General features: G+C 72.6%; 25 protein-coding genes and 1 pseudogene. 14 read left to right on the plus strand and 12 right to left on the minus strand.

From position 1 onward, the window contains the following. The first annotated feature begins 207 nt into the window (after positions 1 to 207). The 3 genes from OHO83_RS38940 to OHO83_RS38950 all read left to right on the plus strand — a co-directional run bounded on the left by OHO83_RS38940 (position 208) and on the right by OHO83_RS38950 (position 3,042). The gene (locus tag OHO83_RS38940) at positions 208 to 942 is read left to right on the plus strand and encodes a TetR/AcrR family transcriptional regulator (protein WP_266667373.1); all 735 of its coding nucleotides are present in this window, start codon (positions 208 to 210) and stop codon (positions 940 to 942) included. Positions 943 to 1,084: 142 nt separating this feature from the next. Beyond that, positions 1,085 to 2,380: a sensor histidine kinase gene (locus tag OHO83_RS38945; RefSeq protein ID WP_266667369.1), complete on the plus strand. Its 1,296-nt coding sequence runs from the start codon at positions 1,085 to 1,087 to the stop codon at positions 2,378 to 2,380. Further along, positions 2,377 to 3,042 carry a response regulator gene (locus OHO83_RS38950; protein WP_266667367.1) on the plus strand — a complete coding sequence of 222 codons (666 nt, stop codon included), beginning with the start codon at positions 2,377 to 2,379 and terminating at the stop codon, positions 3,040 to 3,042. Before OHO83_RS38945 ends, OHO83_RS38950 begins: the two co-directional genes overlap by 4 nt. A 163-nt stretch (positions 3,043 to 3,205) precedes the next feature. Here the strand turns inward: OHO83_RS38950 and OHO83_RS38955 are convergent, their stop codons facing one another. Next, complete coding sequence (locus OHO83_RS38955; RefSeq protein ID WP_266667365.1) at positions 3,206 to 4,747, minus strand: MFS transporter; 1,542 nt, start codon at positions 4,745 to 4,747, stop codon at positions 3,206 to 3,208. Positions 4,748 to 4,834: 87 nt separating this feature from the next. Between OHO83_RS38955 and OHO83_RS38960 the strand changes: the two genes are divergently transcribed. Further along, on the plus strand, positions 4,835 to 5,239 hold the full coding sequence (locus tag OHO83_RS38960) for a MarR family winged helix-turn-helix transcriptional regulator (protein WP_266667363.1): 405 nt from the start codon (positions 4,835 to 4,837) through the stop codon (positions 5,237 to 5,239). A gap of 25 nt (positions 5,240 to 5,264) precedes the next feature. Here OHO83_RS38960 and OHO83_RS38965 read toward each other — a convergent pair whose 3' ends face one another. The 3 genes from OHO83_RS38965 to OHO83_RS38975 all read right to left on the minus strand — a co-directional run bounded on the left by OHO83_RS38965 (position 5,265) and on the right by OHO83_RS38975 (position 8,217). Further along, a complete protein-coding gene (locus tag OHO83_RS38965) occupies positions 5,265 to 6,002 on the minus strand; it encodes a maleylpyruvate isomerase family mycothiol-dependent enzyme (protein WP_266667361.1) in 738 nt (245 codons plus the stop codon). Between the two features lie 64 nt (positions 6,003 to 6,066). Continuing rightward, on the minus strand, positions 6,067 to 7,284 hold the full coding sequence (locus tag OHO83_RS38970; protein ID WP_266667359.1) for an MFS transporter: 1,218 nt from the start codon (positions 7,282 to 7,284) through the stop codon (positions 6,067 to 6,069). A 153-nt stretch (positions 7,285 to 7,437) separates the two neighbouring features. Beyond that, positions 7,438 to 8,217, minus strand: a complete 780-nt coding sequence (locus OHO83_RS38975) for a DeoR/GlpR family DNA-binding transcription regulator (RefSeq protein ID WP_266567508.1) — start codon at positions 8,215 to 8,217, stop codon at positions 7,438 to 7,440. A gap of 179 nt (positions 8,218 to 8,396) precedes the next feature. On the opposite strand from OHO83_RS38975, the gene OHO83_RS38980 reads away from it, so the two are divergent. From OHO83_RS38980 to OHO83_RS39000, 5 genes are all read left to right on the plus strand, one after another. Next, positions 8,397 to 9,281 carry an SIS domain-containing protein gene (locus OHO83_RS38980; protein WP_266667356.1) on the plus strand — a complete coding sequence of 295 codons (885 nt, stop codon included), beginning with the start codon at positions 8,397 to 8,399 and terminating at the stop codon, positions 9,279 to 9,281. Positions 9,282 to 9,320: 39 nt separating this feature from the next. After that, positions 9,321 to 10,172 (plus strand): class II fructose-bisphosphate aldolase, encoded by an 852-nt coding sequence (locus tag OHO83_RS38985; protein ID WP_266667354.1) that lies wholly within the window; start codon positions 9,321 to 9,323, stop codon positions 10,170 to 10,172. 60 nt (positions 10,173 to 10,232) lie between these two features. Beyond that, entirely contained in the window at positions 10,233 to 10,949 is a 717-nt protein-coding gene (locus tag OHO83_RS38990) for an alpha-ketoglutarate-dependent dioxygenase AlkB family protein (protein WP_266667352.1), read from the plus strand. Between the two features lie 69 nt (positions 10,950 to 11,018). After that, positions 11,019 to 12,281 (plus strand): ROK family protein, encoded by a 1,263-nt coding sequence (locus OHO83_RS38995; protein ID WP_266667349.1) that lies wholly within the window; start codon positions 11,019 to 11,021, stop codon positions 12,279 to 12,281. A gap of 63 nt (positions 12,282 to 12,344) precedes the next feature. Then, a complete protein-coding gene (locus tag OHO83_RS39000; protein ID WP_266667347.1) occupies positions 12,345 to 12,836 on the plus strand; it encodes a levansucrase in 492 nt (163 codons plus the stop codon). A 102-nt stretch (positions 12,837 to 12,938) separates the two neighbouring features. On the opposite strand, the pseudogene tnpA reads toward OHO83_RS39000, so the two are convergent. After that, a pseudogene (gene tnpA / locus OHO83_RS39005) lies at positions 12,939 to 13,238 on the minus strand (IS200/IS605 family transposase); the annotation flags it as partial. On the opposite strand from tnpA, the gene OHO83_RS39010 reads away from it, so the two are divergent. Continuing rightward, positions 13,164 to 13,553, plus strand: a complete 390-nt coding sequence (locus OHO83_RS39010) for a transposase (protein ID WP_323186836.1) — start codon at positions 13,164 to 13,166, stop codon at positions 13,551 to 13,553. The pseudogene tnpA and the gene OHO83_RS39010 overlap by 75 nt on opposite strands. Here the strand turns inward: OHO83_RS39010 and OHO83_RS39015 are convergent. The 4 genes from OHO83_RS39015 to OHO83_RS39030 all read right to left on the minus strand — a co-directional run bounded on the left by OHO83_RS39015 (position 13,543) and on the right by OHO83_RS39030 (position 19,289). Next, entirely contained in the window at positions 13,543 to 14,535 is a 993-nt protein-coding gene (locus OHO83_RS39015; RefSeq protein WP_266667345.1) for a DUF2877 domain-containing protein, read from the minus strand. The two genes, OHO83_RS39010 and OHO83_RS39015, sit on opposite strands and share 11 nt — an antisense overlap. Next, on the minus strand, positions 14,532 to 15,965 hold the full coding sequence (locus OHO83_RS39020) for a DUF1116 domain-containing protein (protein ID WP_266667343.1): 1,434 nt from the start codon (positions 15,963 to 15,965) through the stop codon (positions 14,532 to 14,534). The genes OHO83_RS39015 and OHO83_RS39020 overlap by 4 nt, the downstream gene beginning before the upstream one ends. Next, positions 15,962 to 17,539, minus strand: coding sequence for an acyl-CoA synthetase FdrA (gene fdrA / locus OHO83_RS39025; protein ID WP_266667341.1), 1,578 nt, complete (start codon positions 17,537 to 17,539; stop codon positions 15,962 to 15,964). Before fdrA ends, OHO83_RS39020 begins: the two co-directional genes overlap by 4 nt. A 133-nt stretch (positions 17,540 to 17,672) precedes the next feature. After that, positions 17,673 to 19,289, minus strand: a complete 1,617-nt coding sequence (locus OHO83_RS39030) for a PucR family transcriptional regulator (protein ID WP_266667339.1) — start codon at positions 19,287 to 19,289, stop codon at positions 17,673 to 17,675. A gap of 171 nt (positions 19,290 to 19,460) precedes the next feature. On the opposite strand from OHO83_RS39030, the gene OHO83_RS39035 reads away from it, so the two are divergent. The 4 genes from OHO83_RS39035 (at position 19,461) to OHO83_RS39050 (ending at position 23,587) form a co-directional block, all read left to right on the plus strand. Beyond that, positions 19,461 to 20,492, plus strand: coding sequence for a carbamate kinase (locus OHO83_RS39035; RefSeq protein ID WP_266667337.1), 1,032 nt, complete (start codon positions 19,461 to 19,463; stop codon positions 20,490 to 20,492). Further along, positions 20,489 to 21,553 carry an acetamidase/formamidase family protein gene (locus tag OHO83_RS39040; protein ID WP_266667335.1) on the plus strand — a complete coding sequence of 355 codons (1,065 nt, stop codon included), beginning with the start codon at positions 20,489 to 20,491 and terminating at the stop codon, positions 21,551 to 21,553. The genes OHO83_RS39035 and OHO83_RS39040 overlap by 4 nt, the downstream gene beginning before the upstream one ends. A 102-nt stretch (positions 21,554 to 21,655) precedes the next feature. Further along, a complete protein-coding gene (locus OHO83_RS39045) occupies positions 21,656 to 22,906 on the plus strand; it encodes an amidohydrolase family protein (protein WP_266667333.1) in 1,251 nt (416 codons plus the stop codon). A 90-nt stretch (positions 22,907 to 22,996) separates the two neighbouring features. Next, a complete protein-coding gene (locus tag OHO83_RS39050) occupies positions 22,997 to 23,587 on the plus strand; it encodes a DUF1097 domain-containing protein (protein ID WP_330280571.1) in 591 nt (196 codons plus the stop codon). A 9-nt stretch (positions 23,588 to 23,596) separates the two neighbouring features. On the opposite strand, the gene OHO83_RS39055 is transcribed toward OHO83_RS39050, so the two are convergent. The 3 genes from OHO83_RS39055 to OHO83_RS39065 are packed head-to-tail and all read right to left on the minus strand — an operon-like array spanning position 23,597 to position 25,678. Beyond that, complete coding sequence (locus OHO83_RS39055) at positions 23,597 to 24,517, minus strand: phosphotriesterase family protein (protein WP_266667329.1); 921 nt, start codon at positions 24,515 to 24,517, stop codon at positions 23,597 to 23,599. Continuing rightward, positions 24,514 to 25,098, minus strand: coding sequence for a DUF4865 family protein (locus OHO83_RS39060; protein WP_266667327.1), 585 nt, complete (start codon positions 25,096 to 25,098; stop codon positions 24,514 to 24,516). Before OHO83_RS39060 ends, OHO83_RS39055 begins: the two co-directional genes overlap by 4 nt. Before the next feature lie 19 nt (positions 25,099 to 25,117). Beyond that, the gene (locus tag OHO83_RS39065; RefSeq protein ID WP_266667325.1) at positions 25,118 to 25,678 is read right to left on the minus strand and encodes a TetR/AcrR family transcriptional regulator; all 561 of its coding nucleotides are present in this window, start codon (positions 25,676 to 25,678) and stop codon (positions 25,118 to 25,120) included. Positions 25,679 to 25,841 lie beyond the last annotated feature (163 nt).

The raw sequence follows: 25,841 nt of genomic DNA on the forward strand, positions 1-25,841 counted from the left end.
TCGGTTGCGAGAGCACTGCTCTCGCTTGAGATCAGTGTGCACGAGATCGGTGATCCAAAGCAAGAGCGGTGCTCTCTTTTCTGTTCGCCGTCGCCGAGGGCGCTGCTCACCACTGTGTGCACTGCTCCCAAATGAGTGCACCGATCCGTAACGCGTGCATCGATCCGGAACGTGTGCACTGCTCCGAAGTCGTGGGACACTGCCCGTATGAGCACCGCACGAGGAGCCAGGGCCAGGGCACGGGAAGAAGTCACCGCCGCCATCAAGGACGAGGCCCGCAGACAGCTCGCGGCCGAGGGCGCGGCCAAGCTGTCCCTGCGCGCCGTGGCGCGCGAGCTGGGCATGGTCTCCTCGGCGCTCTACCGCTACTTCCCCAGCCGCGACGACCTCCTGACGGCGCTCATCATCGACGCGTACGACTCCATCGGCGAGGCGGCCGAGCAGGCGGACGCCGCCCTGCTCAAGAAGGCGTCGAAGAGCACCGACAGCAAGGCGGGAAGCATCGCGCCGGTACGCCGCTGGGTCACCGTCAGCGAAGCCGTCCGCGCCTGGGCGCTCGCCCACCCGCACGAGTACGCGCTCATCTTCGGCTCGCCCGTGCCCGGATACACCGCGCCGATGACAACCGTCCCGGCGGCGTCGCGCGTCGGTCTGCTGTTCTTCGGCATCGTCCGCGACGCCTATCAGGGCCGCGGGATCGCGGAGCCGCCGCTCCCCGAGGAGCTGCGACCCGAGGCCGAGCGGCTGGGCGCCGACCTGGCCCCCGACCTGCCGCCCGCCGTGGTGGCCGCGCTCGTCGCCGCCTGGGCGCAGCTGTTCGGCCTGATCGGCTTCGAGCTGTTCGGTCAGTTCAACCGGGTCGTGGAGGACCGTGCCACCTTCTTCACGCACGCCGCGACGCAGCTCGCCCACGGCGTGGGCCTGGTGCTGCCCCGGGAATGACATGCCTCCGCCCCGGAGTGAATGTCGTGCCCCGGGCGCGCCGCGCGCCGCCCGAACCGCGTCGCGTACTCCCCGCGGAGTAGGTGCGGTCACCACGCCCGGCTGACGCCCGCGACGGCGTGCGGCGTCTAGCGTTGCGGTCATGGATGAGCAGCACGTACGCGGGGCCGGCGGCCCGCCCCGGACCTGGGCGGGTCCGCCGCACCTCGGGCGCTACGGGCCGCCCTGGACGGCGAAAGGCGTCGCCCGGCGCGGTCGGTTCGGGCCGCCCTGGTGGGGAGCCTCGGGGCAGGAAGGGCCGCGCTGGCCCTGGCGGTCCACCGTCCTGATCACCGCGTTCGTCCTCGTCGGCTCGACCTTCGCGGCACACGCCCAGACCGGTCGGGCCGACCTCGACGTGTTCGCCCGCGTGCTGCTGCTCGCGGGCGGCGTTCTCCTGCTGTGGCGCCAGCGGTACCCGGTCCTGGTGGCCTTCGGCACGGCGGCCTGCGCAACGCTCTACCTCGGCGCGGGCTACGCGTACGGTCCGGTCTTCATCACCGTGGCGGTGGGCTGTTACGCCGCGATCGTCGCGGGGCACCGCAGAGCCGCGTGGGCGGCGGTCGGCTTGTTCTGGGTGGGGCATGTCCTCGTGGCGCACTGGCTGTACGCGTATCTGCCGCCGTCGGGGGACGAGGCGGCGTCCTGGGGGCAGGAGGGTTTCATCGCCGCGTGGGTCCTGGCGATCGTCGCCTTCTCCGAGCTGGTCAAAACGCGTCGCGAGCAGTGGGCGAAGGAGCGCGCCGAGCGCGAGAAGGCCGCCGAGCGGCGCGCGGACGAGGAGCGCCTGCGGATCGCGCGGGAGCTGCACGACGTGCTCGCGCACTCCATCTCGGTCATCAACGTCCAGGCGGGCGTGGGTCTGGCGCTGCTCGACTCCGACCCCGAGCAGGCGCGTACCGCCCTCACCACCATCAAGTCCGCGAGCAAGGAGGCGCTGGGCGAGGTCCGCCAGGTCCTCGACACGCTCCGGACCCCGGGCGACGCGCCGCGCGCCCCGGCCCCGGGCCTCGACCGGCTCCCGGAACTCGTGGAGCAGGCCGCGAGCGCGGGCCTCGGCGTCGACATCGCCACGGAAGGATCCCGCGCGGCGCTGCCGCCCGGAGCCGACCTCGCCGCGTTCCGCATCGTGCAGGAGGCGCTCACCAACGTCGTACGGCATTCGGAGTCGCGCAACGCGCGCGTAGAGGTGCGGTACACCGGGACCGCGCTGTCCCTGCGCATCGACGACGACGGGCCGGCGAGCCACGAGGCGGCCGGCGGCAGCGGGAACGGCCTGGCGGGAATGCGTGAGCGGGCCGCCGCGCTGGGTGGCACGATCGAGGCGGGACCGCGGCCCGACGGCGGCTTCCGGGTGCTCGCCGAACTGCCCTTCACGCCGACGGAGGAGAACCGTTGATCCGCGTACTGCTCGCCGACGACCAGTCGCTCGTCCGCGCCGGATTCCGGGCGCTGCTCGACGCGCAGAGCGACATCGAGGTCGCGGGGGAAGCCTCCGACGGCGACGAGGCGGTGCGCCTCGTACGCGAACTGCGGCCCGACGTCGTCCTGATGGACATCCGGATGCCGGTCCTCGACGGGCTCGCCGCGACCCGCCGCATCAGCGACGACGCCGCGCTGGAAGCCGTGAAGGTGGTCATGCTGACCACCTTCGAACTGGACGAGTACGTCTTCGAGGCGATCCGCGCCGGAGCCTCCGGGTTTCTCGTCAAGGACACCGAGCCCGAGGAACTGCTGCGCGCCGTAAGGGCGGTGGTGCAAGGCGACGCGCTGCTCTCGCCGGGGGTGACCCGTCGCCTGATCGCGGAGTTCGCGGCGCGCTCCAAGGAGCCCGCGGCCGCCGGGTCGCTCGGGCAGCTCACCGAGCGCGAGCGTGAGGTGATGGCGCTGGTCGGCATCGGCCTGTCGAACGAGGAGATCGCCCGCCGCCTCGTCGTCAGCCCGCTCACCGCGAAGACGCACGTGAGCCGCACGATGGTGAAGCTCGGCGCGCGTGACCGGGCCCAACTGGTCGTCCTCGCCTACGAGTCGGGCCTGGTGAGGCCCGGCTGGCTCGGGTGAGCGGACACGCGTCGCTGATACGCGCCACTGACACGCGGGTGCGCCCGGCGGCAGGGGACTGCCGGCCGGGCGCACCCGCGTGCGGTCAGGTCGAGCGTGTGGGCTCGGGTCGAGCACCCGTGGGTGGGTCGAGGTTCAGTGGGCCGGTCGAGGGATCCGTGGTTCAGTCGTGGACCGCGACGCGTTCCGTGCGCGCGGCGTCCGACCCCTCCAGTACCGACTCCTCCCGCACCGAGTCCTTGTGCACCGACTCCTCCTCCCGCACCGACTTCGCGATCAGGACCGTGCTCTGCGGACGCCGTGTCCGCAGCCCGGTGAGGGTGATCAGCAGGCCCGCCAGCGCGATCGCGGTGACGACGACGAGACCGGGCCGGAAGCTGTCGAGGACGGCCTGCGGGGACGAGCCCTCGCCGGAGTTCGCGGTGACGACGGCCGTCACGACGGCGAGGAAGATGGCGCCGCCGACCTGCACGGAGGTGTTGAGCAGCCCCGAGACCATGCCCTGTTCGTCGTCGTGGACGCCGTTGGTGGCCTGGATGTTGAGCGAGGGGAACACCAGGGCGCAGGCCGCGCCGATCAGGAGCATCGTCGGCAGGATGACGGACGCGTAGACCGGGTCGAGGTTGATGCGCAGGAACAGCGCGTAGCCGATCACCATGAAGGTGAAGCCGGCCGCGATGAGGCGCGGGGTGCCGAACCGGTCGACGATCGCGCCGACCTTCGTCGAGGAGAGCGCCACGAGGGCGCCCGCCGGCAGGAACGCCAGCGCGGTGTGCAGCGCGGACCAGCCGAGCAGGGACTGCATGTACAGGGTGACCAGGAACTGGAAGCCGACGTACGAGCCGAAGAACGCCATCGCGCCGAGCTGCGCCCTGATCTGTGGGCCGGAGCGCAGCACTCCGAGGCGGATCAGCGGGCCCGGGGAGCGGCGCTCGATGGAGACGAAGACCGCGAGCAGTACGGCGACGGCCAGGAAGGACAGCAGGGTGCGGGCCGAGGCCCAGCCCGCCTCCGGCGCCTGGACGACGGTGAACACGAGGAGCAGCATCGACGCGGTGCCGGTGATGGCGCCGGGGATGTCGTAGCCGCGGTGGTTCTTCTCGCGCTCGCTGTGCGGGATGAGCTTGATGCCGACGAGCAGCGCGATCACTGCGATCGGCGCGGGCAGCAGCATGGTCAGGCGCCAGCTGGCTTCGGTGAGCAGTCCGGACAGGACGAGGCCCATGGAGAAGCCGGTGGCGGCGCAGGTCGTGTAGATGGAGAGCGCGCGGTTGCGCAGCGGACCCTCGGCGAACGTCGTGGTGATGATGGACAGGCCGGCCGGCGCGGTGAACGCGGCGCTGAGGCCCTTGATGAAGCGGCTGGCGATCAGGAGCGGCCCGGAGTCGACGAGTCCGCCGAGCAGGGACGCGAGGGCGAAGACGCCGAGGGCGATCAGGAACACCCGGCGCCGGCCGAGCAGGTCGGCCGCGCGGCCGCCGAGCAGCAGCAGGCCGCCGTAGCCGAGGATGTAGCCGCTGACGATCCATTGCAGTGTCGACGTCGACAGGTCGAGCTCCGAGCCGATGGACGGCAGGGCGACTCCGACCATCGACACATCGAGTGCGTCGAGGAACATCGCGGCGCAGAGGACGAGCAGTGTGCCCCACAGACGGGGGGACCAACGCTCCTGGGACGCAGGGGTGTTGGCGAGCGGAGAGGTCATGCGGAGCAGACTACATGCGTATGCATTGACTGCAAGTGCATTTAATTCCGATGCAACAATGCCCGTCTTTTCTGCTACGGTGCGGTCATGGCGGCGAAAAAGGCCGAGCCCGGCCTCGTGGATCAGTGGCGGGACATCCTTGCGGTGCATGCGCGCACCATGTGCGAGCTCGATCGTGAGCTGCATCGGCACGGCCTGGGCGCCAGCGACTTCGAGGTGCTCGACGTCCTGGCCGACAGTACGGCGGAGGACGGCAGTTCCTCCTTCCGCGTGCAGGAGATCGCCGCTCAGGTCCACCTCAGCCAGAGTGCCCTGTCGCGCCTGATCGGCCGCCTGGAGAAGGACGGCCTCCTGGAGCGCGGCATGTGCCCCGAGGACCGCCGCGGCGTACGGGTCTGCCTCACGCGGAAGGGCCGCGACCTGCACACGGAGGTCCGGCCGCTGCAGCGCGCGGTACTGGGGCGGATGCTCGCCGATCGCGCCCAGGGCTGATTTCCCCGGGCGGCCCGGCCCGTCGTCAGCTCCAGGTGACCCCCGAGCGCTCCCGCCACAGTGCGGCCAGTGACGCGTCGCCGGTGAGGCCCGGGAACGGCAGCCGGTTCCACAGCGACAGATAGAGCCGCGCCGCGGGCCCCGACAGCTCACAGTCGGCCTCGCCCGCCCCGTCCCGCTCGGTGACCGGCGGCTCCTGCGAGATCCGTACGGTCCACGACCGGCCGGTGTCGGTGGCCCGCACGCGCAGCAGGCGAGGGGTGTCCGACCGCACCTTGCTCCGGCCGCGCGCATGGAAGCCGAGCAGCAGTTCCTCGATGCCGTCGACCGCGAACTCCGCGGGGATGACGCCGGGCCTACCGGCCAGCGCGGACTCCGCGTCCACCCGGTGGACGGTCGTCTCGTGCGCCTGCCGCCGCGCCCAGAACGCCAGCGGCGACGGTGCGGGCAGGAACGTCCAGCACTCCACGTCGGGCCGGGCCCCGGCGAGCGTTCCGACGAGCCGGCCGTGGCCCTCACGGAACCAGGCGATGAGCTCCGCGCCGTCCAGATCCGGCAGACCGGCGTCGGGGTGGTACGAGGTGTGCCCCTCGGCGACGAACGCCGTGGCCCAGCGGTGCACCATGCCCACGTGTCGCAGAAGGTCCCGTACGGCCCAGCCCGGGCAGGTCGGCACCTTGGCGTCGGTCCCCGCCGTCTCGGCGGCGCCGGCGAGGAGGCGGCCCTCCTCGTCGAGCGTCTCTATGTGTTCGGCAGTCTCCATGGCGGGAGTCTGCCCGATGGGACCTGGCTGGAATACGTCCTTGCGGATGCTCGTCGCGCGCGGGTCAGGAGACGGCCGCGCGCCGGGTCGCGAAGCCGATCAGGGCGGCGACGCCCGCCAGTACGGCCACGCTGGTCAGCGCGGCGGGGAGCGAGAACCAGTCCGCCATGAAGCCGATCATCGGCGGTCCGAGGAGCATGCCGCCGTAGCCGAGCGTGGACGCGGCGGCGACGCCGGTCGGTCCTGCCAGGGCGCCCGCGCGTTCGACCGCCACGGGGAAGATGTTGGCGAGGCCGAGACCCGTGACGGCGAAGCCGAGGAGGGCCAGCCACACGGTGGGGGCGAGCGAGCCGAGCAGCATGCCGGCCGCGCCGGTGGCGCCGCCGAACACCAGCGTGCGTGTCCTGCCCAGGCGTTCGAGCAGCGTCGTCCCGCTGATCCGGCCGATGGTCATGGCCAGGGCGAAGCAGGAATAGCCTGCCGCGGCCACTCCGGGAGGGGCGTGCAGGTCCTCCTCCAGGTGCAGGGCGCCCCAGTCCGCGAGCGCGCCCTCCCCGTACGCGGTGCACAGGGCGATGAGGCCGAAGACGAGGACGAGCCCGCGCACGCGCCCGGCGGGTCGCTGGGGCGCCGATGCGGGCTCGTTCCGTGCGCGGCCGTGGTCGTCCGGGGCCGTGGGCGCGTCGTGGCGCAGGAGTGTGGGGCCGACGGCGGCCGTGACGAGCAGGCCGATGACGGTGAGGGCGAGGAGGTGCCGGGTGGGGGAGACGTGGCCCGCGACCAGGCCGCCGAGCCCGGCGCCGAGCATGCCGCCGAGACTGAACGCCGCGTGGAAGCTCGGCATGACGGGGCGGCGCAGGGCTGCGACGAGATCGACCGCGGCACTGTTCATCGCCACGTTGATCCCGCCGTAGGCGGCGCCGAACACGAGCAGGACCAGGCCGAGGGTGAGTGCCGAGTGGGTGAGCGGGGGCAGCGCGACGCTCAGCGCCAGGAGCACGCCGCTCACCACGGTCACCGGATGACTGCCGAAGCGCCTGCACAGGCGCCCCGTGAGCATCATCGTGATCACGGCCCCCGCGGAGACGCCGAGGAGCGCGAGCCCGAGCGTGCTCGCCGAAGCGCCGGTCTGCTCCTTCACGGCGGGGATGCGTACGACCCATCCCGCGAAGATGAAGCCGTCGAGCGCGAAGAAGATCGTGAGCGCGATACGCAGGCGGGTGAGGGACGCGGTCCGCGGGCTGTCGTCCTTGACGGCCCGGAGTTTGTTTAGTGTCGGCACAAAGTCAGGGTAGGGCGCCACCCCGGCCGGGGACAAGACGGTTCGCGGCGTGACGGCCACGACATCCGCCGGACCGGCGCACGGAAAACGGCTGCGGCCCCACCCGTCCGGGAGGGGCCGCAGCCAGGAGAACCGTAGGTGTGGCTCGGGGTGTCACACCGCGAGGACCTTGACCCCCGCCTCCTCGAAGCGCTCCACCGTCGCCGCGTCCACGGCGCTGTCGGTGACCAGGGTGCCGATCCGCTCCGTCGAGCAGATCCGCGCGAACGCGCGCTGGCCCAGCTTGCTGGAGTCCGCCGCGACGACGACGCGCTCCGCCCGCTCGCACAGCAGCCGGTTGATGGCCGCCTCCGCCTCGTCGTGCGCCGCGGCGCCGTGTGCGACGTCGAAACCGACGACACCGAGCACGGCCGTGTCGATCGTGATCTGGCTCAGCACGCCGTCCGCGAGTGGGCCGATGAGCTCGTACGACTGCGGCCGGGCGACCCCGCCCGTCACCACGATCTTGAACTGGGGCCGTACGGCGAGCTCGTTGGCGATGTTCAGCGCGTTCGTGACGATCGTGAGGGCCGGGGAGCCGGAGGCGAGGTCGGGGCGGACCGCGAGTGCGCGCGCCACCTCGGTCGTCGTCGTGCCGCCGGTCAGACCGACCGCCTCGCCCGGCGTGATCAGCTCGGCGACGGCCTTGGCGATCCGCTCCTTCTCGGAGGCGTTGCGCGCGGTCTTGTAGCGCAGGGGCAACTCGTAGGAGACGCCGTGGACGACGGCGCCGCCCCGGGTGCGTACGAGCATCTGCTGCTCGGCGAGCTGGTCGAAGTCGCGCCGGATCGTGGCCGCGGACACCCCCAGTTCGGCCGCCGCCTCCTCGACATCCAGGCGCCCCCGCTCCACGAGCAGTTCCAGCAGGGACTTCCAGCGGGCGTCGCGGGACATCCGCGGCCTCCAATCGTCGTTCTCCGGTGACCCTAGCGCACTACCTGATGCTTGGTTATGCTCGAAAGGTATCGAATTCTTGCAGGAACGAGCATACGCTCGGCGGGACCGGTCGAGCGCGACGCATGCGACGTGCTCGACCGGCCCACGGACACGACACATCAGGGAGTGGGCACGGCATGAGCCATGTCGAGAACGAGCTGAACAGCCAGCCGGAGTGCTGGACGCGCGCGGCGGGTCTGGCCGCGGGCGAGGCCGCCAAGCTGCCCGCGCCGGGGGAGCGCGTCGCGATCGTGGGCTGCGGCACCTCGTGGTTCATGGCGCAGGCCTTCGCCGCGCTGCGCGAGCAGTCCGGGCAGGGCGAGACCGACGCGTTCGCGGCCTCGGAGTTCCCGGCAGGGCGCCCCTACGACCGCCTCATCGCGCTGTCCCGGTCCGGCACGACGACCGAGGTCGTCGAGCTGCTGGCCGCGGTCAAGGGCCGCGTCCGGACGACCGCCGTCATCGGTGACCCGAACACACCGATCGTCTCCGCCGCCGACGACGTGATCGTCCTCGACTTCGCCGACGAGCGGTCCGTCGTCCAGACCCGCTTCGCGACGACGGCGCTCACGCTCCTGCGCGCCCACCTCGGCCTGCACACCGAGCAGGCGGTCGCCGACGCGCGCACCGCGCTGGAGACTCCGCTGCCCGAAGGCCTCGTGGAGTGCGGCCAGTTCAGCTTCCTGGGACGCGGCTGGACCGTCGGTCTCGCGAACGAGGCCGCCCTGAAGATGCGCGAGGCGTCCCTGTCGTGGACCGAGGCGTACCCCGCGATGGAGTACCGCCACGGCCCCATCAGCGTCACCACCGCGGGCACCGCCACCTGGATGATCGGCACGGCGCCCGAGGGGCTCGCCGAGCAGGTGGCCGGCACCGGCGCGCTCTGGATCGAGGGCGGCCTCGACCCGCTGGCCGAACTCGTGCGCGCGCAGCGCCTCGCCGTGGCCGTCGCGGCCGCCCGCGGACTCGACCCCGACCAGCCGCGCCACCTCACCCGCTCGGTGATCCTCACCGCCGGCTGACCGTCGACCGAGCTTCCGAGCCTTCCGAAAGGAGGGGCTGTGCCCCTCGCAGCAACCGGCGCGCTCGTCGCCGAGGCCACCGCGGCGCGTACCGCGGTGGCCGCGTTCAACGTCATCACCCTGGAGCACATCGAGGCCGTCGTGGCGGGCGCCGAGGCCGCGAACGCGCCGGTGATCCTCCAGGTCAGCGAGAACGCCGTGCGGTACCGCTACGGGCGCCTGCTGCCCCTCGCGAGGGCCGCGGCCGCCACCGCGGAGGCGGCCGCGGTGCCCGTGGCGCTCCACCTCGACCACGTCCAGAGCGACGAGCTGCTCCGCCAGGCCGCGGACGCCGGGTTCAGCTCCGTGATGTACGACGCGGCCCGGCTCCCCTACGACGAGAACCTCGCTGCCACCCGCGCGGCCGCCGACTGGGGGCACGCCAACGGGCTCTGGGTCGAGGCCGAGCTCGGGGAGGTCGGCGGCAAGGACGGCTCCGCGCCGCTCGACGCCCACGCGCCGGGTGCCCGCACCGACCCCGGGGAGGCCCGCGCCTACGTGACGGACTCGGGCGTCGACGCCCTCGCCGTGGCGATCGGCTCCTCGCACGCCATGACCACCCGCACCGCGACGCTCGACCACGACCTCCTCAAGCAGCTCTCGGAGGGCCTCGACGTACCGCTGGTCCTGCACGGTTCCTCCGGTGTCGGTGACGACGAACTCTCGCAGGCCGTCCGGGGCGGCATCGCCAAGGTGAACGTCGGCACGGCCCTGAACATAGCGATGACGGCGGCCATCCGGGAGTTCCTGGCCGCACATCCCGACGCCGTCGACTCCCGCAAGTACCTGAGCGTGGGCCGCGAGGCGATGGCCCGCACGGTGACGGAGCTGGTCGAGGTGATGCGCCGCTGACCCGTCCCCCGCTCCCGCCCCGGTACGCGGAAGACACCTCGTACCGGGGACAATGGGGCCATGGCCGGCCAGCACGAACCGCACGCGCCCCCGCTCTTCCCGGTGCACCGGGAGCGCCGGGAGATCGCCCCCGGCGCCGTGCACGTGCCCGGCTGGCTCGATGCCGAGGCCCGGCGCGCACTCGTCGAAGCCTGCCGCGGCTGGGCCACCGGGCCCGTGCCGATGCGCCACACGCGGCTGCCGGGCGGCGGCGTGATGTCCGTCCAGACCGTGTGCGTCGGATGGCACTGGCAGCCCTACCGCTACACGCGTACGGCATCCGATGTGAACGGCGCGCAGGTGGCCCACTTCCCCGACTGGCTGAAGGAGTTGGGCAGACGCGCGCTCGTCGACGCCTACGAGAACGACACGGCCGGTGACGGCTACGACCCCGACACGGCACTGATCAACTTCTACGACGGCGCCGCCACCATGGGCATGCACCAGGACAAGGACGAGCGCGCCCGGGAACCCGTCGTCTCGCTCAGCGTCGGCGACACCTGCGTCTTCCGGCTGGGCAACACCGAGAACCGCGGCAGACCGTACGAGGACGTGGAGCTGGTCTCCGGGGACCTGCTGGTCTTCGGAGGACCGTCGCGGCTCGCCTTCCACGGGGTGCCGAAGGTGTACCCCGGCACCGGCGACCCGGCCACCGGGCTCTCCAGAGGCCGCCTGAATCTCACGATGCGCGTCACCGGACTCGCCGGACCGCCCTGCGCACCCTCCGCACGGGGGTGAGTTCACCCGCAGGGGCTGTGGCGTTCACCGGATACGATGCGACACGGTGATCAGGGCGAGGAGTTGCTGATGCGTGGCAAGGCGGCCTCCGGGGCCGGGGGGCAGACGGCGGGCGAGGCGGAGGGTTCCGCGCGTGCGCCCCGTCTCGAGCGGGGCCGTGGTGCTCTCGGCCCGGCGCTCGAACTCGTGCACACCGGCCGCGCGCCGACCCGCGCCGTCCTCACCGCCGAACTGGGGGTGACCCGGGCCACGGCGGGCGCGGTCGCCGCCGAGCTGGAAGCGCTCGGGCTGATCAGGATCGACGCGAAGCCGAGCGCCGCGGCGGGGTCGCAGGGGCGTCCCTCGCACCGGCTGTCCGTCGCCGAGGACGGGCCCGTGGCGCTCGCCGCGCAGGTGCACGCGGACGGTTACCGCGCGGCCCTCGTGGGCCTCGGAGGCCGTATCGTCGCCACCACGCCCGGCTGCGAGATCATCGACCCGGACCCGGCGCAGGTACTCGGCTCGGTCGTGGAGGCCGGCGCCCAACTCCTGCGCGAGACCGGCCGCCACTGCGTCGGCGCGGGGCTCGCCGTGCCGTCGGCGGTGGCCGAGCCCGACGGCACCGCCCTCAACCCGCTCCACCTCGCCTGGCCCGCGGGCTCGCCCGTCCGCGAGATCTTCGCCGAGCGCGTACGGGAGGCGGGCATCGGGCGGCCGGCGTTCGCCGCGAACGACGTCAACCTCGCCGCCCTCGCCGAGCACCGCCACGGCGCGGGCCGCGGCGCCCGCGACCTGCTGTGCGTCGCCACCGGCCACCGCGGGGTCGGCGGCGCGCTCGTCCTCGACGGGCGTCTGCACACCGGCAGTTCGGGCCTCGCCCTGGAGGTCGGACACCTCACCGTGAACCCCGAGGGCCGGCCCTGCTACTGCGGCAGCCGCGGCTGCCTCGACGTGGAGACCGACCCGCTGGCCCTGCTCGACGCTGCGGGCCGCGAACCGGGCCCCGACGGCTCCCTGCTCCAGCAGGCCCGTGACCTGATCGTCGGCAGCCTCGACGACCCGAAGGTGCGGATGGCCACCGAGGCCCTGATCGACCGTCTCGGACTCGGCCTCGCGGGCCTGGTGAACATCCTCAACCCCGACCGCATCATCCTGGGCGGCCTGCACCGGGCACTCCTCGACGCGGACCCGGACCGCCTGCGGGCCGTCGTCGCGGACCGCAGCCTGTGGGGCCGCAGCGGGGGCGTCCCCATCCTGGCGTGCACCCTCGACCACAACAGCCTGGTCGGAGCAGCCGAGTTGGCGTGGCAGCCGGTCCTCGACGACCCGCTCTCGGCGCTGGGCCTCGCCTGACGCGCGGGAGACCAGGCGCACCCCAGTTGGTCCTGGCGGGCTTGACCGTGCACAATCACCGCCATGATCGGTGAATCGGCCCGGAATTACCTGGCCTCGGTGGAGAGCCGCCTCCAGGCGGACGGCTGCGCGACGCGCTGGGAGGACTGGTTCGGTGTGCCCGTCCTCGTGGGGCGGCGGGCCGACTTCCGGATGCGCTGGATGGCCACCAACCTGTACCTGTTCACCGTCGCCGCCGCCGTGCCCGAGATCACGCCGCAGAGCGTCGACGCGTTCACCTCGCAGGTCCTGACGTACGCGAAGAAGAACAAGGGCGGCCTCCCGGTCGGCCTGCAGACCGGCCTCGCGGCCTTCCCCGTCCTCGTCAGCGAGCGCGTCGACCCGGCCGCCATGGCCTGGGCCGAACAGCAGCAGCGCAACCGCTTCGCCTGCTTCGCGCGCCCGGTCGTCGTGGACAGCGCTCAGCGCTACGTCGGTTTCTACCGCGGCAAGCCGGCCATCGGCCGCGTCTACGCCTCCCACCTCATCGACAAGGGCAACCGCTACTTCAACTGATTCTTGCGAGGAATCCCGTGGCTTTAGCCATCGGGTGGAATCGCATCCTGTGGCGGCGCTCCGGAGCGGCGCATTGCCGTCCCGGCGGAGCCGGGGTGTTGCTCAGCCGGGACGTTTCTGGTTCTCGATGTACTCCTTGACCACCTGTAGTGGGGCGCCCCCGGCGGAGGCGGCGAATTATGACGGTGACCAGAAGTGTTCGCCCCACAGGTGGCGGTGGATGAGCTCCGGGTACTCCTTGCGCAGCAGGCGGGCGGAGACGCCCTTGAGCGAGCCGACCATCCGGGACAGAGCGATCTGCGGGGGATAGTGCACGAGCAGGTGGACATGGTCCGCCTCGCCGTTGAATTCGGTCAGCTCGGCCCGGAAGTCGCCGCACACCTCGGCCGTGATGAGCGGGCACGGCTCAGGAAGCCCCAATGCGTCACGCTGCACTCCTGGTCCTTCCATCAGCTCGGCGCCTTCATCGCCTACAAGGCGAAAAGAGCCGGGGTCCCGCTGGTGCACGTCGATCCGGCGTACACCAGCCAGGAATGCTCCCAGTGTCATCACACCGACAGACGCAACCGGCCCTCGCAGGCCCGGTTCGCGTGCCAGGTCTGCGGCTTCGTTGAGCACGCGGATCTGAACTCGTCCCACAACATCGCCGCACGCGGCTGGTGGACGTGGGTTCGCGGGGCTGAGTCGCAGGCCCCTGCGCTCACCCTCATCGCGTGAGCGCTGGATGCAGCCGGGCCTCATCATCGCCAGTGATGACCCGAGCAGCAAGCCCGGGCTTCAGCCTCGGGTAGTTGACCGGGTAGTCGTCACGGACACCGGGCGTCGCGCCCGCTCTGCCGAGGCCCACCGCGAGCACCCCACGCGCCAGATCGCCTCCCGAGTGGTGCCCGACGGCGAGCAGTTCGCGCAGAGCGGGTTCCAACGAGCCGTCCCCGCTCACTGCCCGCAGGAACGCGTGGGCCTGCGGCACGCATTCGCCGCGCACCGCGTGCCGCAGGAGTGCCGCCGAGAGCAGTGGTGTGCGCAGGGTCGCGTCCGCGACCGCCTCCGAGAGCGGTGCGAGAGGGCCTCCCCACGCTCGGCTCGCCAGCAGCGCGCCGCACAGGATGTCGTCACCGGACGGGGTGAGCCCCGGGCCGAGGCCGACCAGCGCGCGGGCGGCCCGCCGGACTTCGCCCGCGTCATCGGTGTGCAGGGCGTGGCGCAGGTCGGTCAGACGGGGCGCCAGCGGGGGCGGCAGGGGGTGCGCCGACGCGTCGAGCAGCGCCGCCACCCGCCCGAGGCGGGCGGGGTCCGGTGGGGAGGAGGCGTCCTGGACACGGGGCGGTGTCCAGGACGCCTCCGGTTCGAAGCGAACGGGCCCGATGACTACGCGGCCTGCCCCGAAGCCGGCCCGCGGTGTGTCGAGGTCCAACGGCCGGTCCGCCGACGAGAAGGGCAGCACGAGCGCGTTCGGCAGGAGGATCGCGTCCCGGGTCACCACGGCGAGCGCGGGCAACTCCTGGTCTCCGGTGGCGAGATGGACCGCGTGGCGGGTGGCGGCGACGACGCGGGCCGGCCGGGGCGGACCGTGCAGCAGCGGGGCGACGGCCGTGCTGATGGTGCCGAGGTGCGTGTGACGGACGGTGCCGAGGTGTACCTGCTCGGGGCGGGTCACCTCAGCCCGTGCGGATGCCCCGCCGGCCGCCGTGCCCGTCATTCCCCGGGCTCCGGGGGCACGTCGAAGGCGCTCAGCGCGTCCGTGAAGCAGCGCATCGGGGCGTGGGTGAGGCCGGCGCCGATCTGGCCGATGCCCGGTTCGCGGTGGGCGATGCCCGTGGTGATGACCGGTTCGAGGCCCGTGTCGACGACCTTGCGGATGTCGAGGCCGACGGGGCTGCCGACGAAGTCGAGGCCGGGGAGGCGGTAGTCGCGGTGTCGGCCGACGGTGAGCGTCGCCATCTCCTGGCTGACGCGACGGGCCCCCTCGGGGGTGCCGCCCACGAAGCCGACGATCGCCGGCGCGGCGGCCAGCGCGAATCCGCCCAGGCCGTGCATCTCGGTGATGGCGCTGTCACCGATGTCCGGGTTGGCGTCGGCGGGCCCGTATCCGGCGAAGTAGAGGCCGTCCACGGGGGCGGCGGGTGCCGTGAACCAGGCGTCGCCGAGGCCGCTGACGCGGATGCCGACATCGACCCCGTTGCGCGCGAAGGCGGTGACGACCGTGGAGTGCGGCACGCCGTGCCCGGCCAGCAGCGCCAACTTGCTCGCGGCCATCGAGAAGTTGAGGAACCAGTAGTTGTTGTCGCGCAGGAAGTCCAGCGCCTCGATCCCGCCGAGTTCCGCGTGCCGGGCGAGCGCGGCGGAGAGCTCGCGGGTGAGCAGGGCGCTCGCGGCGGTGTTGCGGCTGTGGCACTCGTCGCCCATCTGAAGGGCCTGTGCGGTGACCGACCGCAGGTTGACCGGCTCGGCCAGCGAGCCGATCGCCGCCCGCAGCGCGGGGCCGAGGCGCTCTCCCATCCAGCGCAGCCGCTTCATCACGTCGTCGCCGAGCGCGCCGTAGCGCAGGCAGCGGCCCTGCCCCTCGTTGAGGTTGGAGTAGGCCCGCAGTCCCGTGGCCTCGTCCTCCACGACGAGCAGGGGCATGGACGCGGAGATGACGCCCGCCATCGGGCCGACGGCGTCGTGGTGATGGCAGGGGGCGAAGCGGATGGCTCCCGTGTCGGCGAGTGCTTCCGCGTCCGGTGCCGTCGTGGCCCAGCCCTCCAGGAGCGCGGCGCCGACGACGGCGGCCCGCATCGGGCCGCACATGCGCTGCCACTCGATCGGCGGTCCGGCGTGCAACAGGAGCTTCTCCTGGGCCAGTTCAGGGATGAGTTCCCCGGCCGGGCGGACGTCGGTCCACTGTGGCACGACGCCGAGTATCCGCTCGAGTGCTTCGGCGTTGGCCGCCTCGACGGCCGGGTGCGCGACCAGGCGGGCGAGCCTGCCGCCGAGTTCCGGATCACCGTGGGCCGGGGGTCGCCAGTCGACCGCCGTCACCGTCGCCCCCGCGGACCGCGGCGGCCCGGCGAACGCGTCGACACCGACGTTCACGACGTGCGGTACGCCGGTCAGGAGGCCCTGCGCGGGCGCGGCCTGTGCGGTCATGCGGTCTCTCCGATCCGGGAGGATGAGGCGGCGGCGGAGCCGGGGGCGGCGGATGCGAGAGTCAAGTCGCCATCGATGGAGAGGAGTTCGGCGCACACCCGTGCGGCGCTCGTGCTGCTGTCGACGACGTACGCACCCGCGTCCCGCAGAATCCGCTGCTGTGCGGTGAGCCCCTGCGGGTCGTCGTCGGTGCCCACGACGAACGCGATCACCGGCGGGGAGTCGTCAGGAGCCTCGGCCAGGGCCTCGGCGAGAGCCGCTGCCGGATCAGGCGCCGCGCCGTGTCCGATGACCACGTCGAGGACGACCGCGGCGCTCCGTGGGTCCGCGAGTGCTGCTCGCAGATACGCCGTGCGCACCGTGGGGTCGATCATCGGGTGGGGGCGCCCGGCGGTGAACTCGTCGTCGCCCAGGTCGAGTACGAGATGCCGGTCCGGCAGACGTGGGGCGGCGCCCGGCACCGGCGGGGGAGCGGTGCGGGTGATGTCACCGAGCGCCGGGCCGAGCAGCAGGGCCGCCTCATGGGCGAACGTGCCTCCCGCGTACAGGGCCCGCAGCAGGCGGCGCGGCGGAGCGGGGGCGGGCAGCTTGGGCAGCTCCTCCCCCGGCGGCAGCGCTCCGCCGACGGCAAGGGAAGCCGCGGACCGCGCTGCCTCCGAGAGAGTGGGCGCGAGCGTCACGCCGGCCGGGGCGGGGGCGGTCCCGTCCGTGCCGAGGAAGCAGGCCACCACCGGTTTCCCCAACGCGCCCGCGTGCCGCAGCAGTTGCCCGGCCACGTGAGGCGCGGGCGGTTTGGACACGAGGACGATGACCTCCGTGGCGGGGTCCGCGGCCAGGGCGTCGAGCCCGGCCCGCATCGTCGGCCCGCCCACGTCCGCGCTCACGTCGCGGCTGCCCGTGCCGATCACATGGCTGACCCCCGAGCCCAGGGAGTGCAGCAGACTCGACACCTGTTGCAGTCCCGTACCGGAGGCCCCGACCAGGCCGACGCAGCCCGCCCGCACCTCGTTGGCGAAGCCGAGGGGGATGCCGCCGATGACGGCGGTACCGCAGTCCGGGCCCATGACGAGCAGCCCGCGGCGGGCGGCCTCGCGCTTCAGGAGCACCTCCTGCTCGATCGGCACGTGATCGCTGAAGACGAAGGCGTGCATGCCCAGGCGCAGCGCCTTGAGCGCCTCGGCGGCCGCGTACGGTCCGGGGGTGGAGATCAGCGCGAGGCTCGCGCCGGCGGGGGCGCCGGCGAGCGAGCGCACCGGGGGCCCGGCGTCCGCACCGGCCTCCGGTCCTGCGCCCGGTCCCTCGCCGGGACCGGACAGGGCATCGATCACCAGGGCGAGGGCGGTGTCCACCGCGTCGGGTTCGCCGCGGACGGCGACGAGCAGGTCGTTGGGTCCGGCGTCGTGGCCCGGGCTGGTCAGCAGCCCCGACCGCGCGAGGACGTCGCGGTTGGCGGGTGTGCCCATCACGAGGCTGATGGTTTCGACGCCCGGCGGTTCGGCCAGGCGGGCGGCGACCCTCATGAGGGCGACGGAGTCGGCGTAGAGATCCTTGTGCACGGCGTTTCGCAGCACCATGGCTCCGACTCTAGGCAGCGGCCCGCCCCTCGCAGCATGGCTCGAAGTGCCAGAACCGGACGGGGAATTACCGGCAACGGGTGACAGTGACCCGCCTTCGCGGGGGTCGGCGTCAGCCGTGCGGAGGGCACGCTCAGCGCCGGTCGCGCGCGGAGAGCAACCGGTGGGCGTGGACGGCCAGTTCGGTCTGGAGTCGGGCTGTCGGCCGGCGTTCGAGACCGCCGGTGAGGCGGTCGATCTGGCGCAGTCGATAGCGCAGGGTGTTGTAGTGGACGTGCAGCCGCGCGGCGGTGGCCACGCCGTTGCGGTCGTGGAGGAGGTAGACGCCGAGGGTCTCGACGAGGCTGCCCTCGTGCTCGGCGTCATGGGCGAGCAGCGGGCCGAGCGCGTCGTCGACGAGGGCCGCGAGCTCCGTCGCGGGCAGCTGGCCGAGGAGCCGGTACACCCCCAGGTCCGCATGGCCGCGGACGAAGTCTGGGCCGTGCAGTTCGCGGCCGAGCGTCAGGGTCTGAGCCGCTTCCTCGTAGCTGTGGTGGTAGTCGGTGAAGTCGTCCCGGACGGTTCCGGCGGCGACCGCCACGTCCCAGTCGGGGTGTGCGGCGGTGACAGCCGCGTGCAGGGCCTGACATCGGCCGTTGAGGGACGGCCCCGGTTCCATCAGCAGGACGAGTCCGCTCTGACTGCCCCAGATGATCGCGCCGGGCCCGGCCGCCGACCGCACAAGGGGCAACAGCCGCTCCTCCAGAGCGAGTTCGGTGTCGGTGGGGCCGCCGGTGCCGGTGGAGGCGACCTCGACGAGGACGACCGCACGGGGCAGGCGCAGGTTCCAGCCCATGGCCGCCGCGCGGCGCGCGGTCTCGGCGCGGTCGCGCGGCGGCCGTGAGACCAGTTCCATCAGGAGCAGCGTGCGGTAGCGCTGCTGGCGGCTGGCCAGGGCGCGTTCCTGGGCGGCGATGGTGGCCGCGACGGTCGTGGCGTGCTCGAGCGCCATCCGTTGATGAGTGTCGAGCTCATGAGGGGAAGGCGAGGCAGCCCCGGCCTCGTGATCCGCGGCCGGGGCGTCGTCCCGCCACAGGGCCACGGCGCCGCTCGCGCCGGTGCCCGTCTCGATGGCGCGCTCGGCGGCGGGCGGGACGTCGGAGGGCGGGGAGCCCGCGGAGGCCAGGATCCACCCGTGCTCGTCGAGCACGGCGGCCGCGCAACCGGACAGTTCGAGGAGTACGTTCATGAGCTCCTGGTAGGAGCCTCCGTCGAGGGCCACCGCCGTGAGCCGTTCATGGATGGCGCGCGAACGCTCCAACTCCAGGGCCTGACGGTTCAGTACGGTGCCCAGCACCTCGGACAGGATGTCGTTGAACATGACGGCACCCGGCAACTCGACGACGGGGAAGCCGAGTTCGTCCGCCACCGCCAGCATCACCGGCGGCAACGCGGGCAGATAGGGACCGACCTTCACGGCCAGGGCGGCGAGGCCGCGCTCGGCGAGTACGGGGATCAGGTCGCTCAGCGCCTCGGCGTCGTCACGGACGGCGTAGGCGGTGGTCAGCAGCAGTTCGCCGCCGCGCATCCAGCGCACGATGTCGGGAACTTCCATGATGTTGACGACGCGGATACGGCGGCCGCGGCCGCGGGCCCCGGCGACGAGTCGTGCGCCGCTGAGGCAGGGCAGGGCCAGTGCCTCGCTCACGGTCAGCCCGGGGGAGAGGCCGTAGGGGACGGTCGGGGCGGTACCGATACCGATGCCTGTCATGCACAGTCACTATGCGACAGCCGCGAGTAACCTGTAATACCCCGCGCGTAACTTCCATGTTTCCCTCTGTGGTTGGGGACGCCCCTTGTCAGCGGGTGTCAACGGCGGACGGCTCATCCTGGCGTCCGGTGCCCATGACCGGCTCGGCACGCCTCTCTTACGGTGACCCGCATGACTCCCCGAGCCGTGCCGAGGACAGCGGTGGTCGCCATCGGCGGCAACGCGCTGCTGCGCGGTGGCACCCACGCCACCGTCGCCGAACAGGTCGAGGCCGCGCGCCGGCTCGCGTCGCCCGTGGTGACGCTGGCCGACACGGGGTGGCGGGTCGTGGTCACCCACGGCAACGGCCCCCAGGTCGGATTCATCAAGCGCCGCGCGGATCTCGCGGCAGCCCTGGCCCCCGAACTGCCCGCCCTCGGCCTCGACATGTGCGTGGCCGGCTCTCAGGGCGGCCTCGGATACATCCTGGCGACCGCGATCGCGAGCCGCCTCAGGTCGCTCGGGCGCGCCGACGACCGGGTCGCCGCCCTGATCACCCACACCGTGGTGGACGCGCACGACGAGGCGTTCAGCCACCCGACCAAACCCATCGGAGCCTTCTATCCGGCAGCCAGAGCACGGGAGTTGGCGGATCTTCACGACTGGACAGTGGCGGAGGAGGGCGAGCGGGGCTGGCGCCGCGTGGTCCCGTCGCCCCGGCCGCGCCGGGTCCTCGAGACGCAGTCCGTACGGGCACTGTCCTCGGCAGGATTCACGGTGATCGCGGCCGGTGGCGGTGGGATCCCTCTCGTGGAAGGCGACGACGGTGGCTACCAGGGCGTCGAAGCCGTCATCGACAAGGATCTGACCTCGGCGCATCTCGCGGCGGAACTCGGCGCGGACCTGCTGGTCATCACCACCGCTGTCGAACGCGTAGCCGTCGACTACGGCCGGCCCACGCAGCGCTTCCTGGACCGGCTGACCTGCGCCGAGGCCGAACGGCTCCTGGCCCAGGGCCAGTTCCCGCCGGGCAGCATGGGCCCCAAGATCAGTGCCGCCCTCGACTTCCTGCGCGGCGCCCCCGGCCGCCAGGTGCTCATCACCTCACCGCAGCAGCTGGGCGCCGCCCTCGACGGACACGGCGGCACCTGGCTCGACAGCGACCCGGCGCGGACCACCGAAGAACCCCTCAACGGCACCGTCACGGCAGGGAGGCCGCAGTGATTCTCGAAGCGGGACAAGGCCCGATCGACGGCACGCACTATCTGCGAGCCACACCGGAGACCGTCGGCTGGGGGCGGCTGCCGTGCCGCACCACGGCGCCGGCGCTCACGATCGACTCCGGCGACAGCGTCACCTTCGACACCGTCTCGCACGAGGGCATCCTGGAGGACCAGGGGCGCGACCCGGCGGCCTTCTTCGGGCGGTACGGCATCGCCGCGACCGAAGTGCTCTCCGACGCACGCCTGCTGGCGAAGTCCCCGCCGCCACGGGACCCGGACGAGGACGGCCCCCATGTCGTCAGCGCGCCCGTCCACATCAGGGGCGCCGAGCCGGGTGACCTCCTCAAGGCCGAAGTGCTGTCCCTGCACCGGCGTGCCGACTACGGCGTCATCTCCAGCAGGCACGGCCGTGGCGCCCTGCCGGGCGAATTCGCCCGCACGGCACCGGAGTTCACCCTCTGCGAGGTGGAGCGCGCCGACGGCCGGGACGTCGGCGTGATCCGCTACGCCGAGGGCCGGGCGGCCCGGTTCCCGCTGCGGCCCTTCATGGGCATCATGGGCGTGGCCACCGACACGGACGGATCGCAGCACTCGGTGCCGCCGGGACGGCACGGCGGCAACCTGGACATCAAGGAACTCGAGACGCGCTCCGCGCTGTATCTGCCCGTACAGGCGGCCGGGGCGGGCTTCTACACCGGAGATCCGCACTACGCCCAGGGCAACGGCGAAGTCGCCCTCACCGCCCTGGAGGCGCCGCTGCGCGCCACGTTCCGGCTCACCCTCCTCAAGGGCGCACGGGCCCGCGCGGCGGCCGCGACCCTCACGCACCCCTTCGGCGAGACCGACCGGCACTGGATCCCCGTGGGGCTGCACGAGGACCTGGACGAGGCGATGCGGGAAGCGGTCCGCGCCGCCGTCCGCTTCCTCACGGACCGCTTCGGCATGGACGGGCCGTCCGCGTACGCCTACCTGAGCGCGGCGGCGGACTTCGAGATCTCGCAGGTCGTCGACCAGGTCCAGGGAGTGCACTGCCTCATCCGCAAGGCGGACTTCCCTGACTGATCCGGTCCGATCCAGCCCGATCGCGATCGCGGCTGACTCTGCCTGCCGCGTACGCCGGCCCCCCCGCATCCGCCCCCGCCCCTCCACTCACCGGGAGCTCGCATGCCTCAACTGATACTGCGTCAAGCACGCGTCGAAGACGCCCGGTCGCTCAGCGACGTGGTGATCGACGGCGGCCGGGTGCGAGCCGTCGGGGACGCCTCGGGCCAGGACGCCGACGAGGTGATCGACTGCGCGGGCCGGGTCGTCCTGCCCGGCTTCGTCGAACCCCATCTGCATCTCGACAAGGCCCTTTTGGACGGCGTACGAAGCAACCCCGACGGCACCCTCGCCGGAGCGATCGCGGTCACCGGCGAACTGAAGAGCGCGTTCACGCACGAGGACGTACTGGCTCGTGCGCGGCGCGTCCTGGAGGCGGCGGTCCTCAACGGCACGACGGTGATCCGCGCCCATCCGGACGTGGACCCGATCGCCGGGCTGCTCGGCGTCGAGGTCCTGCTCCGACTCCGCGCGGAGTACGCGGGCATGGTGGACCTCCAGATCGTGGCGTTCCCGCAGGAGGGGATCCTGCGGTCGCCCGGCACCGAGAAGCTGCTGATCGCGGCACTGGCGGCGGGCGCCGACGTGGTGGGCGGCTGCACCTACAACGAGGCCACCCTGGACGACTGCCGCCGCCACGTCGAGCTCGTGCTCGACCTCGCCGCCCAGCACGGGGTGCCGGCCGATCTGCACGCGGACTTCGCCGACGACGCGTCCGACCCCCGGTACGCGCTCGCCGAGTTCATCGCCGGCCAGACCGCGCGCCGGGGCCTGGGCGGCCGGGTGGCGCTCGGCCATATGACCTCACTCGGCGGCCGGGAGCCCGCGGACCGGGCGCGGGCGATGGCGGCCCTCGCCGACGCGGGCGTCGCCGTCGTGCCGCTCCCGGCGACCGACCTGCACCTCGGCGGGCGACGGGACACCCGGGCGGTCCGGCGGGGGGTCGCCCCGGTCCGCGAACTGTGGGACCACGGCGTGCTCGCCGCCTGCTCCTCCAACAACATCCGCAACGCCTTCACCCCGTTCGGACGCGCGGACCCCCTGGACACGGCGCTCCTGCTGGCGCAGACCGGCCATCTGTCCGGGTCCGACGACCTCCACCGGGTGCTGCGCATGGTCACGCACGACGCGGCCCGGGTCGTCGGCGTCGCCGACGACTACGGCGTACGGCCGGGCGCCCGCGCCGACCTGGTGGTGCTGGACACGCAGGTCTACGACGACATCGTCCTGGACCGGCCCGAACGCGCCCATGTCGTCAAGGCGGGGAAGGTGGTGGCCCGCACGGTCAGGACCAGCGAACTCCTCGTCCACTGAACCTCCTTCTCCCCTCGCACCCCCATCAGCCCCCCACACGCCCCCGCACGGCACCGCGCTCTGCCATCCGACTCCAGCAGAGGAATCCCCATGCGCGAACGCCTCTCTCACGAAATCGTTGCCTCCGTACTCGCCGGACTGACGGCGTTCATCGGAGGGACCGCGCTCCATCTCCCGCCCTGGGCGATCTTCATCTCGTGGGCGGCCGTCTTCGCGCTCGGAGGGCCGAGCTGGGCGAACGCCCGCAGGCTGTGGTGCACGATGCCCGCCGGCTCCGCCTTCGCCCTGATCATCGTGCTGATCGACCAGCACGCGGGCACGGCCTTCGGCGACAGCCAGTTCGCCCGGAACGTGGTGCTCGCCCTGGTGATCATGGTCGTCAACACCGTCCTGATGTACACGGGCCGCATCAAGGCGTTCTCGCTGGTTCCCGGCATGTTCCTCGGCTTCGCCAGCTACTTCGCCACGTTCTTCGGCGGCTTCGGCTACAAGCCGGGCAACATCTGGGCGGCGTGGGTGTGCGTGGTCGCGATGAACGCGCTCGGGCCGGTCTTCGCCTATCTGTCCAACCGGCTCATGTACCCGGTCCTCTCGCCGGTGCCGACGTCGGTCGTGGCGTCCGCCGGCCCCGTGCACCACGACGGCCGCACACCGTCGGCCGGAAGCACACAGGCCGAGTGAGGCCGTCCGTCACCTCCCGGGCAGCCGCTCCACCGCGAACGCCCTGCCCGGGTTGTGGACGAGGATCCGGTCCACCAGCGCTTCGCCCAGGGCCAGTTCGAGGCGAGGACGGACGCGGCGCAGCAGATACGGCATCCCGGGCCCACCGCTCACCGAGCGCGCTCCGGCGGTCGTCGTGTCGCCGCCGAGCAGAAGCCGGTCGCCGTACCCCGCGTCGGCGAGCGCCGCCATCGCGTCCGGCATCCGCCAGTCCGTCGCGTGATTGGCGCGCGACGGCCCGTCGAAGGCGAGGTACGCGCCGGACTCGGCGGCCTGCCGGTGCACGGCGAAGTCGGGGGAGCGGTTGAGGTGCCCGAGCACGACCCGCTCCGGCGCCACCCCCAACTCCCCGCACAGCAGGTCGAGTACGTCGAGTACACCTGTCCCCAGCTCGTGGTGGACGGCGATCGGTGCGCCCGTCGCGTGATGGGCCTCGGCGGCGGCCCGCATCGTCCACACCGCGTGGCCGTCGAGGGCGTGGAAGCCGCCCGCGACCTTGATGAGGCCGGCCCGCACACCGCTGTCGCCGATCCCCTCGGTGAGTTCCCGCACGAACACGCCGGCGAGGACGGGGCGCAGCCGGGCGAGCAACTCCGGCGGGTAGTGGGCGGCCTGGTGGAGTCCCGTCGCGGCCACGATGCGTACGCCCGTCGTGGTCGACAGTCCGGGCAGCAGCTCGGCCCGGCGTCCGAGCCCGTGCGGTGTCCACTGGACGACCGCGCCGCCGCCCGCATCCCGGTAGGCGCGCAGTTCCGCCTCGGCGGCGGCCGTGTCGTCGAGTTCCTGGCCGGGGAGCAGAGAGCTGCGGAAGAAGAGGTGGTCGTGCGCGTCGCACACGCCGAGTTCCTCCGGAGGCACGTCCCCGAGCACGGTCCGAACGGTCGCGGTCACCACTGCCTCCCCCGGGGGAGCCGGTCGCGCTCGGGGGCGCTCAGGTGCAGCACCTCGTAGAGATCGCCCGGCGTGTCGGGCGACGCGTGGTCCCAGAGGGAGAAGGTGAGCAGCTCCCAGTGGCGTGGGTCGACGGCGACGGCCGCGCACACCGCCCCGTCCTGCCCGGCGACGCGGGCCGCGTCGCGCACGGCGGCGTCCGTCAGGTCGGCGAGCGGAGCCTGTCCGGTGAGGGGTGTCCGGCGGCGTACCGCGCTCCTCGGGGTGGACTGTGAGGCCGGGCCCTCCACGTACGCGAGTCCGGCCCAGTGCTGCACCTCGGGCCGCCCGAAGTCGTCCACGATCCCCTGGAATCCGGGCCCCCACAGGAACGAGTTCATGCCCTGAGGGGTGTTCCACAGGTAGCACGGCGCGTACTGGTTCACGGGTGACCCGGCGACACCGCGCTCCCGCATCAGATAGGCCTTGAGGCCGAGTCCGGGGAAGGCGTCGAGGAGGTGCCCCCTGTCCTCCACCCGCTTGCGGATGATGCCCATGTCGTAGTCGGCGGGCAGCGTGATCTCGTACTGCATCGCGTGCACGGTCGTGTCTCTCCTCGGCTCAGGCGGCGGGTGCGAGCAGCGAAAGCAGTCCGCGCACCCCCGCGTCGAAGGCGGCGGGCGAGCCCGACGCGCGGGCGAGGACGTAGCCGCCCTGGACCGTCGCGACGATCGTCGCCGCGATTTCCTCGGCGTCCAGCGAAGGCGCGAACTCGCCCTGTTCCTTGCCCTCTTCGACGATCTCCGCGAGCTGCTCCCGCAGCCAGTCGATCGTGTCGTCGACCGGTGCGCGCAGCGCGTCGCTCGCGATCACGTCCGGGTCCATCGTGAGCCGGCCGATCGGGCAGCCCCGCAGTACATCGCGCTCGCGCCGCAGGTAGGCCTCGACGCGGGCGTACGCGGAACCGCCGCCGTCGAACGACTGCGCGGCGGTGGCCCGCATCTCCTGCGCCGTGCGCTCGATCGCGGCGAGCGCGAGGTCCTGCTTGCCGCCGAAGTGGTGGTACATGCTGCCCTGCCCCGCGTCGGCGCGCTGCTGGATCGCCTTGGGGCTCGTGCCCACGTAACCCCGCTCCCACAGGAGCTCACGAGTGGACTCGATCAACCGGTCCGAAGTGCTCATAAAGCCACTGTACATACTAGTAGGTACAGACGTCGAGAGTGCGGAGAGTAGGCGGAAGAGGGCCCCGTACTCCCGTGGGGGTACGTGCGCTGCCGCTGGCTGTACGACGACTTCGACCCCCCTTCGGAGCGAGTCTCGAGTCATCGACAAGACGTGAGCACGT

This window comes from Streptomyces sp. NBC_00569, assembly GCF_036345255.1.
Lineage (GTDB): Bacteria > Actinomycetota > Actinomycetes > Streptomycetales > Streptomycetaceae > Streptomyces.

What these genes read in the sequence shown, in the direction of transcription:
- OHO83_RS38965 (WP_266667361.1), bottom strand. Translation starts at nt 6,002, where the DNA reads ATGGAGACTGCCGAACACATAGAGACGCTCGACGAGGAGGGCCGCCTC.
- OHO83_RS39010 (WP_323186836.1), top strand. Translation starts at nt 13,164, where the DNA reads ATGGTCCGCCTCGCCGTTGAATTCGGTCAGCTCGGCCCGGAAGTCGCC.
- OHO83_RS39030 (WP_266667339.1), bottom strand. Translation starts at nt 19,289, where the DNA reads ATGACAGGCATCGGTATCGGTACCGCCCCGACCGTCCCCTACGGCCTC.
- OHO83_RS39035 (WP_266667337.1), top strand. Translation starts at nt 19,461, where the DNA reads ATGACTCCCCGAGCCGTGCCGAGGACAGCGGTGGTCGCCATCGGCGGC.
- OHO83_RS38960 (WP_266667363.1), top strand. Translation starts at nt 4,835, where the DNA reads ATGGCGGCGAAAAAGGCCGAGCCCGGCCTCGTGGATCAGTGGCGGGAC.
- OHO83_RS39065 (WP_266667325.1), bottom strand. Translation starts at nt 25,678, where the DNA reads ATGAGCACTTCGGACCGGTTGATCGAGTCCACTCGTGAGCTCCTGTGG.
- OHO83_RS38980 (WP_266667356.1), top strand. Translation starts at nt 8,397, where the DNA reads ATGAGCCATGTCGAGAACGAGCTGAACAGCCAGCCGGAGTGCTGGACG.
- OHO83_RS39000 (WP_266667347.1), top strand. Translation starts at nt 12,345, where the DNA reads ATGATCGGTGAATCGGCCCGGAATTACCTGGCCTCGGTGGAGAGCCGC.
- OHO83_RS38975 (WP_266567508.1), bottom strand. Translation starts at nt 8,217, where the DNA reads ATGTCCCGCGACGCCCGCTGGAAGTCCCTGCTGGAACTGCTCGTGGAG.
- fdrA (WP_266667341.1), bottom strand. Translation starts at nt 17,539, where the DNA reads ATGGTGCTGCGAAACGCCGTGCACAAGGATCTCTACGCCGACTCCGTC.
- OHO83_RS38940 (WP_266667373.1), top strand. Translation starts at nt 208, where the DNA reads ATGAGCACCGCACGAGGAGCCAGGGCCAGGGCACGGGAAGAAGTCACC.
- OHO83_RS39050 (WP_330280571.1), top strand. Translation starts at nt 22,997, where the DNA reads ATGCGCGAACGCCTCTCTCACGAAATCGTTGCCTCCGTACTCGCCGGA.
- OHO83_RS39015 (WP_266667345.1), bottom strand. Translation starts at nt 14,535, where the DNA reads ATGACGGGCACGGCGGCCGGCGGGGCATCCGCACGGGCTGAGGTGACC.
- OHO83_RS39020 (WP_266667343.1), bottom strand. Translation starts at nt 15,965, where the DNA reads ATGACCGCACAGGCCGCGCCCGCGCAGGGCCTCCTGACCGGCGTACCG.
- OHO83_RS38945 (WP_266667369.1), top strand. Translation starts at nt 1,085, where the DNA reads ATGGATGAGCAGCACGTACGCGGGGCCGGCGGCCCGCCCCGGACCTGG.
- OHO83_RS38990 (WP_266667352.1), top strand. Translation starts at nt 10,233, where the DNA reads ATGGCCGGCCAGCACGAACCGCACGCGCCCCCGCTCTTCCCGGTGCAC.
- OHO83_RS39045 (WP_266667333.1), top strand. Translation starts at nt 21,656, where the DNA reads ATGCCTCAACTGATACTGCGTCAAGCACGCGTCGAAGACGCCCGGTCG.
- OHO83_RS38995 (WP_266667349.1), top strand. Translation starts at nt 11,019, where the DNA reads ATGCGTGGCAAGGCGGCCTCCGGGGCCGGGGGGCAGACGGCGGGCGAG.
- OHO83_RS38955 (WP_266667365.1), bottom strand. Translation starts at nt 4,747, where the DNA reads ATGACCTCTCCGCTCGCCAACACCCCTGCGTCCCAGGAGCGTTGGTCC.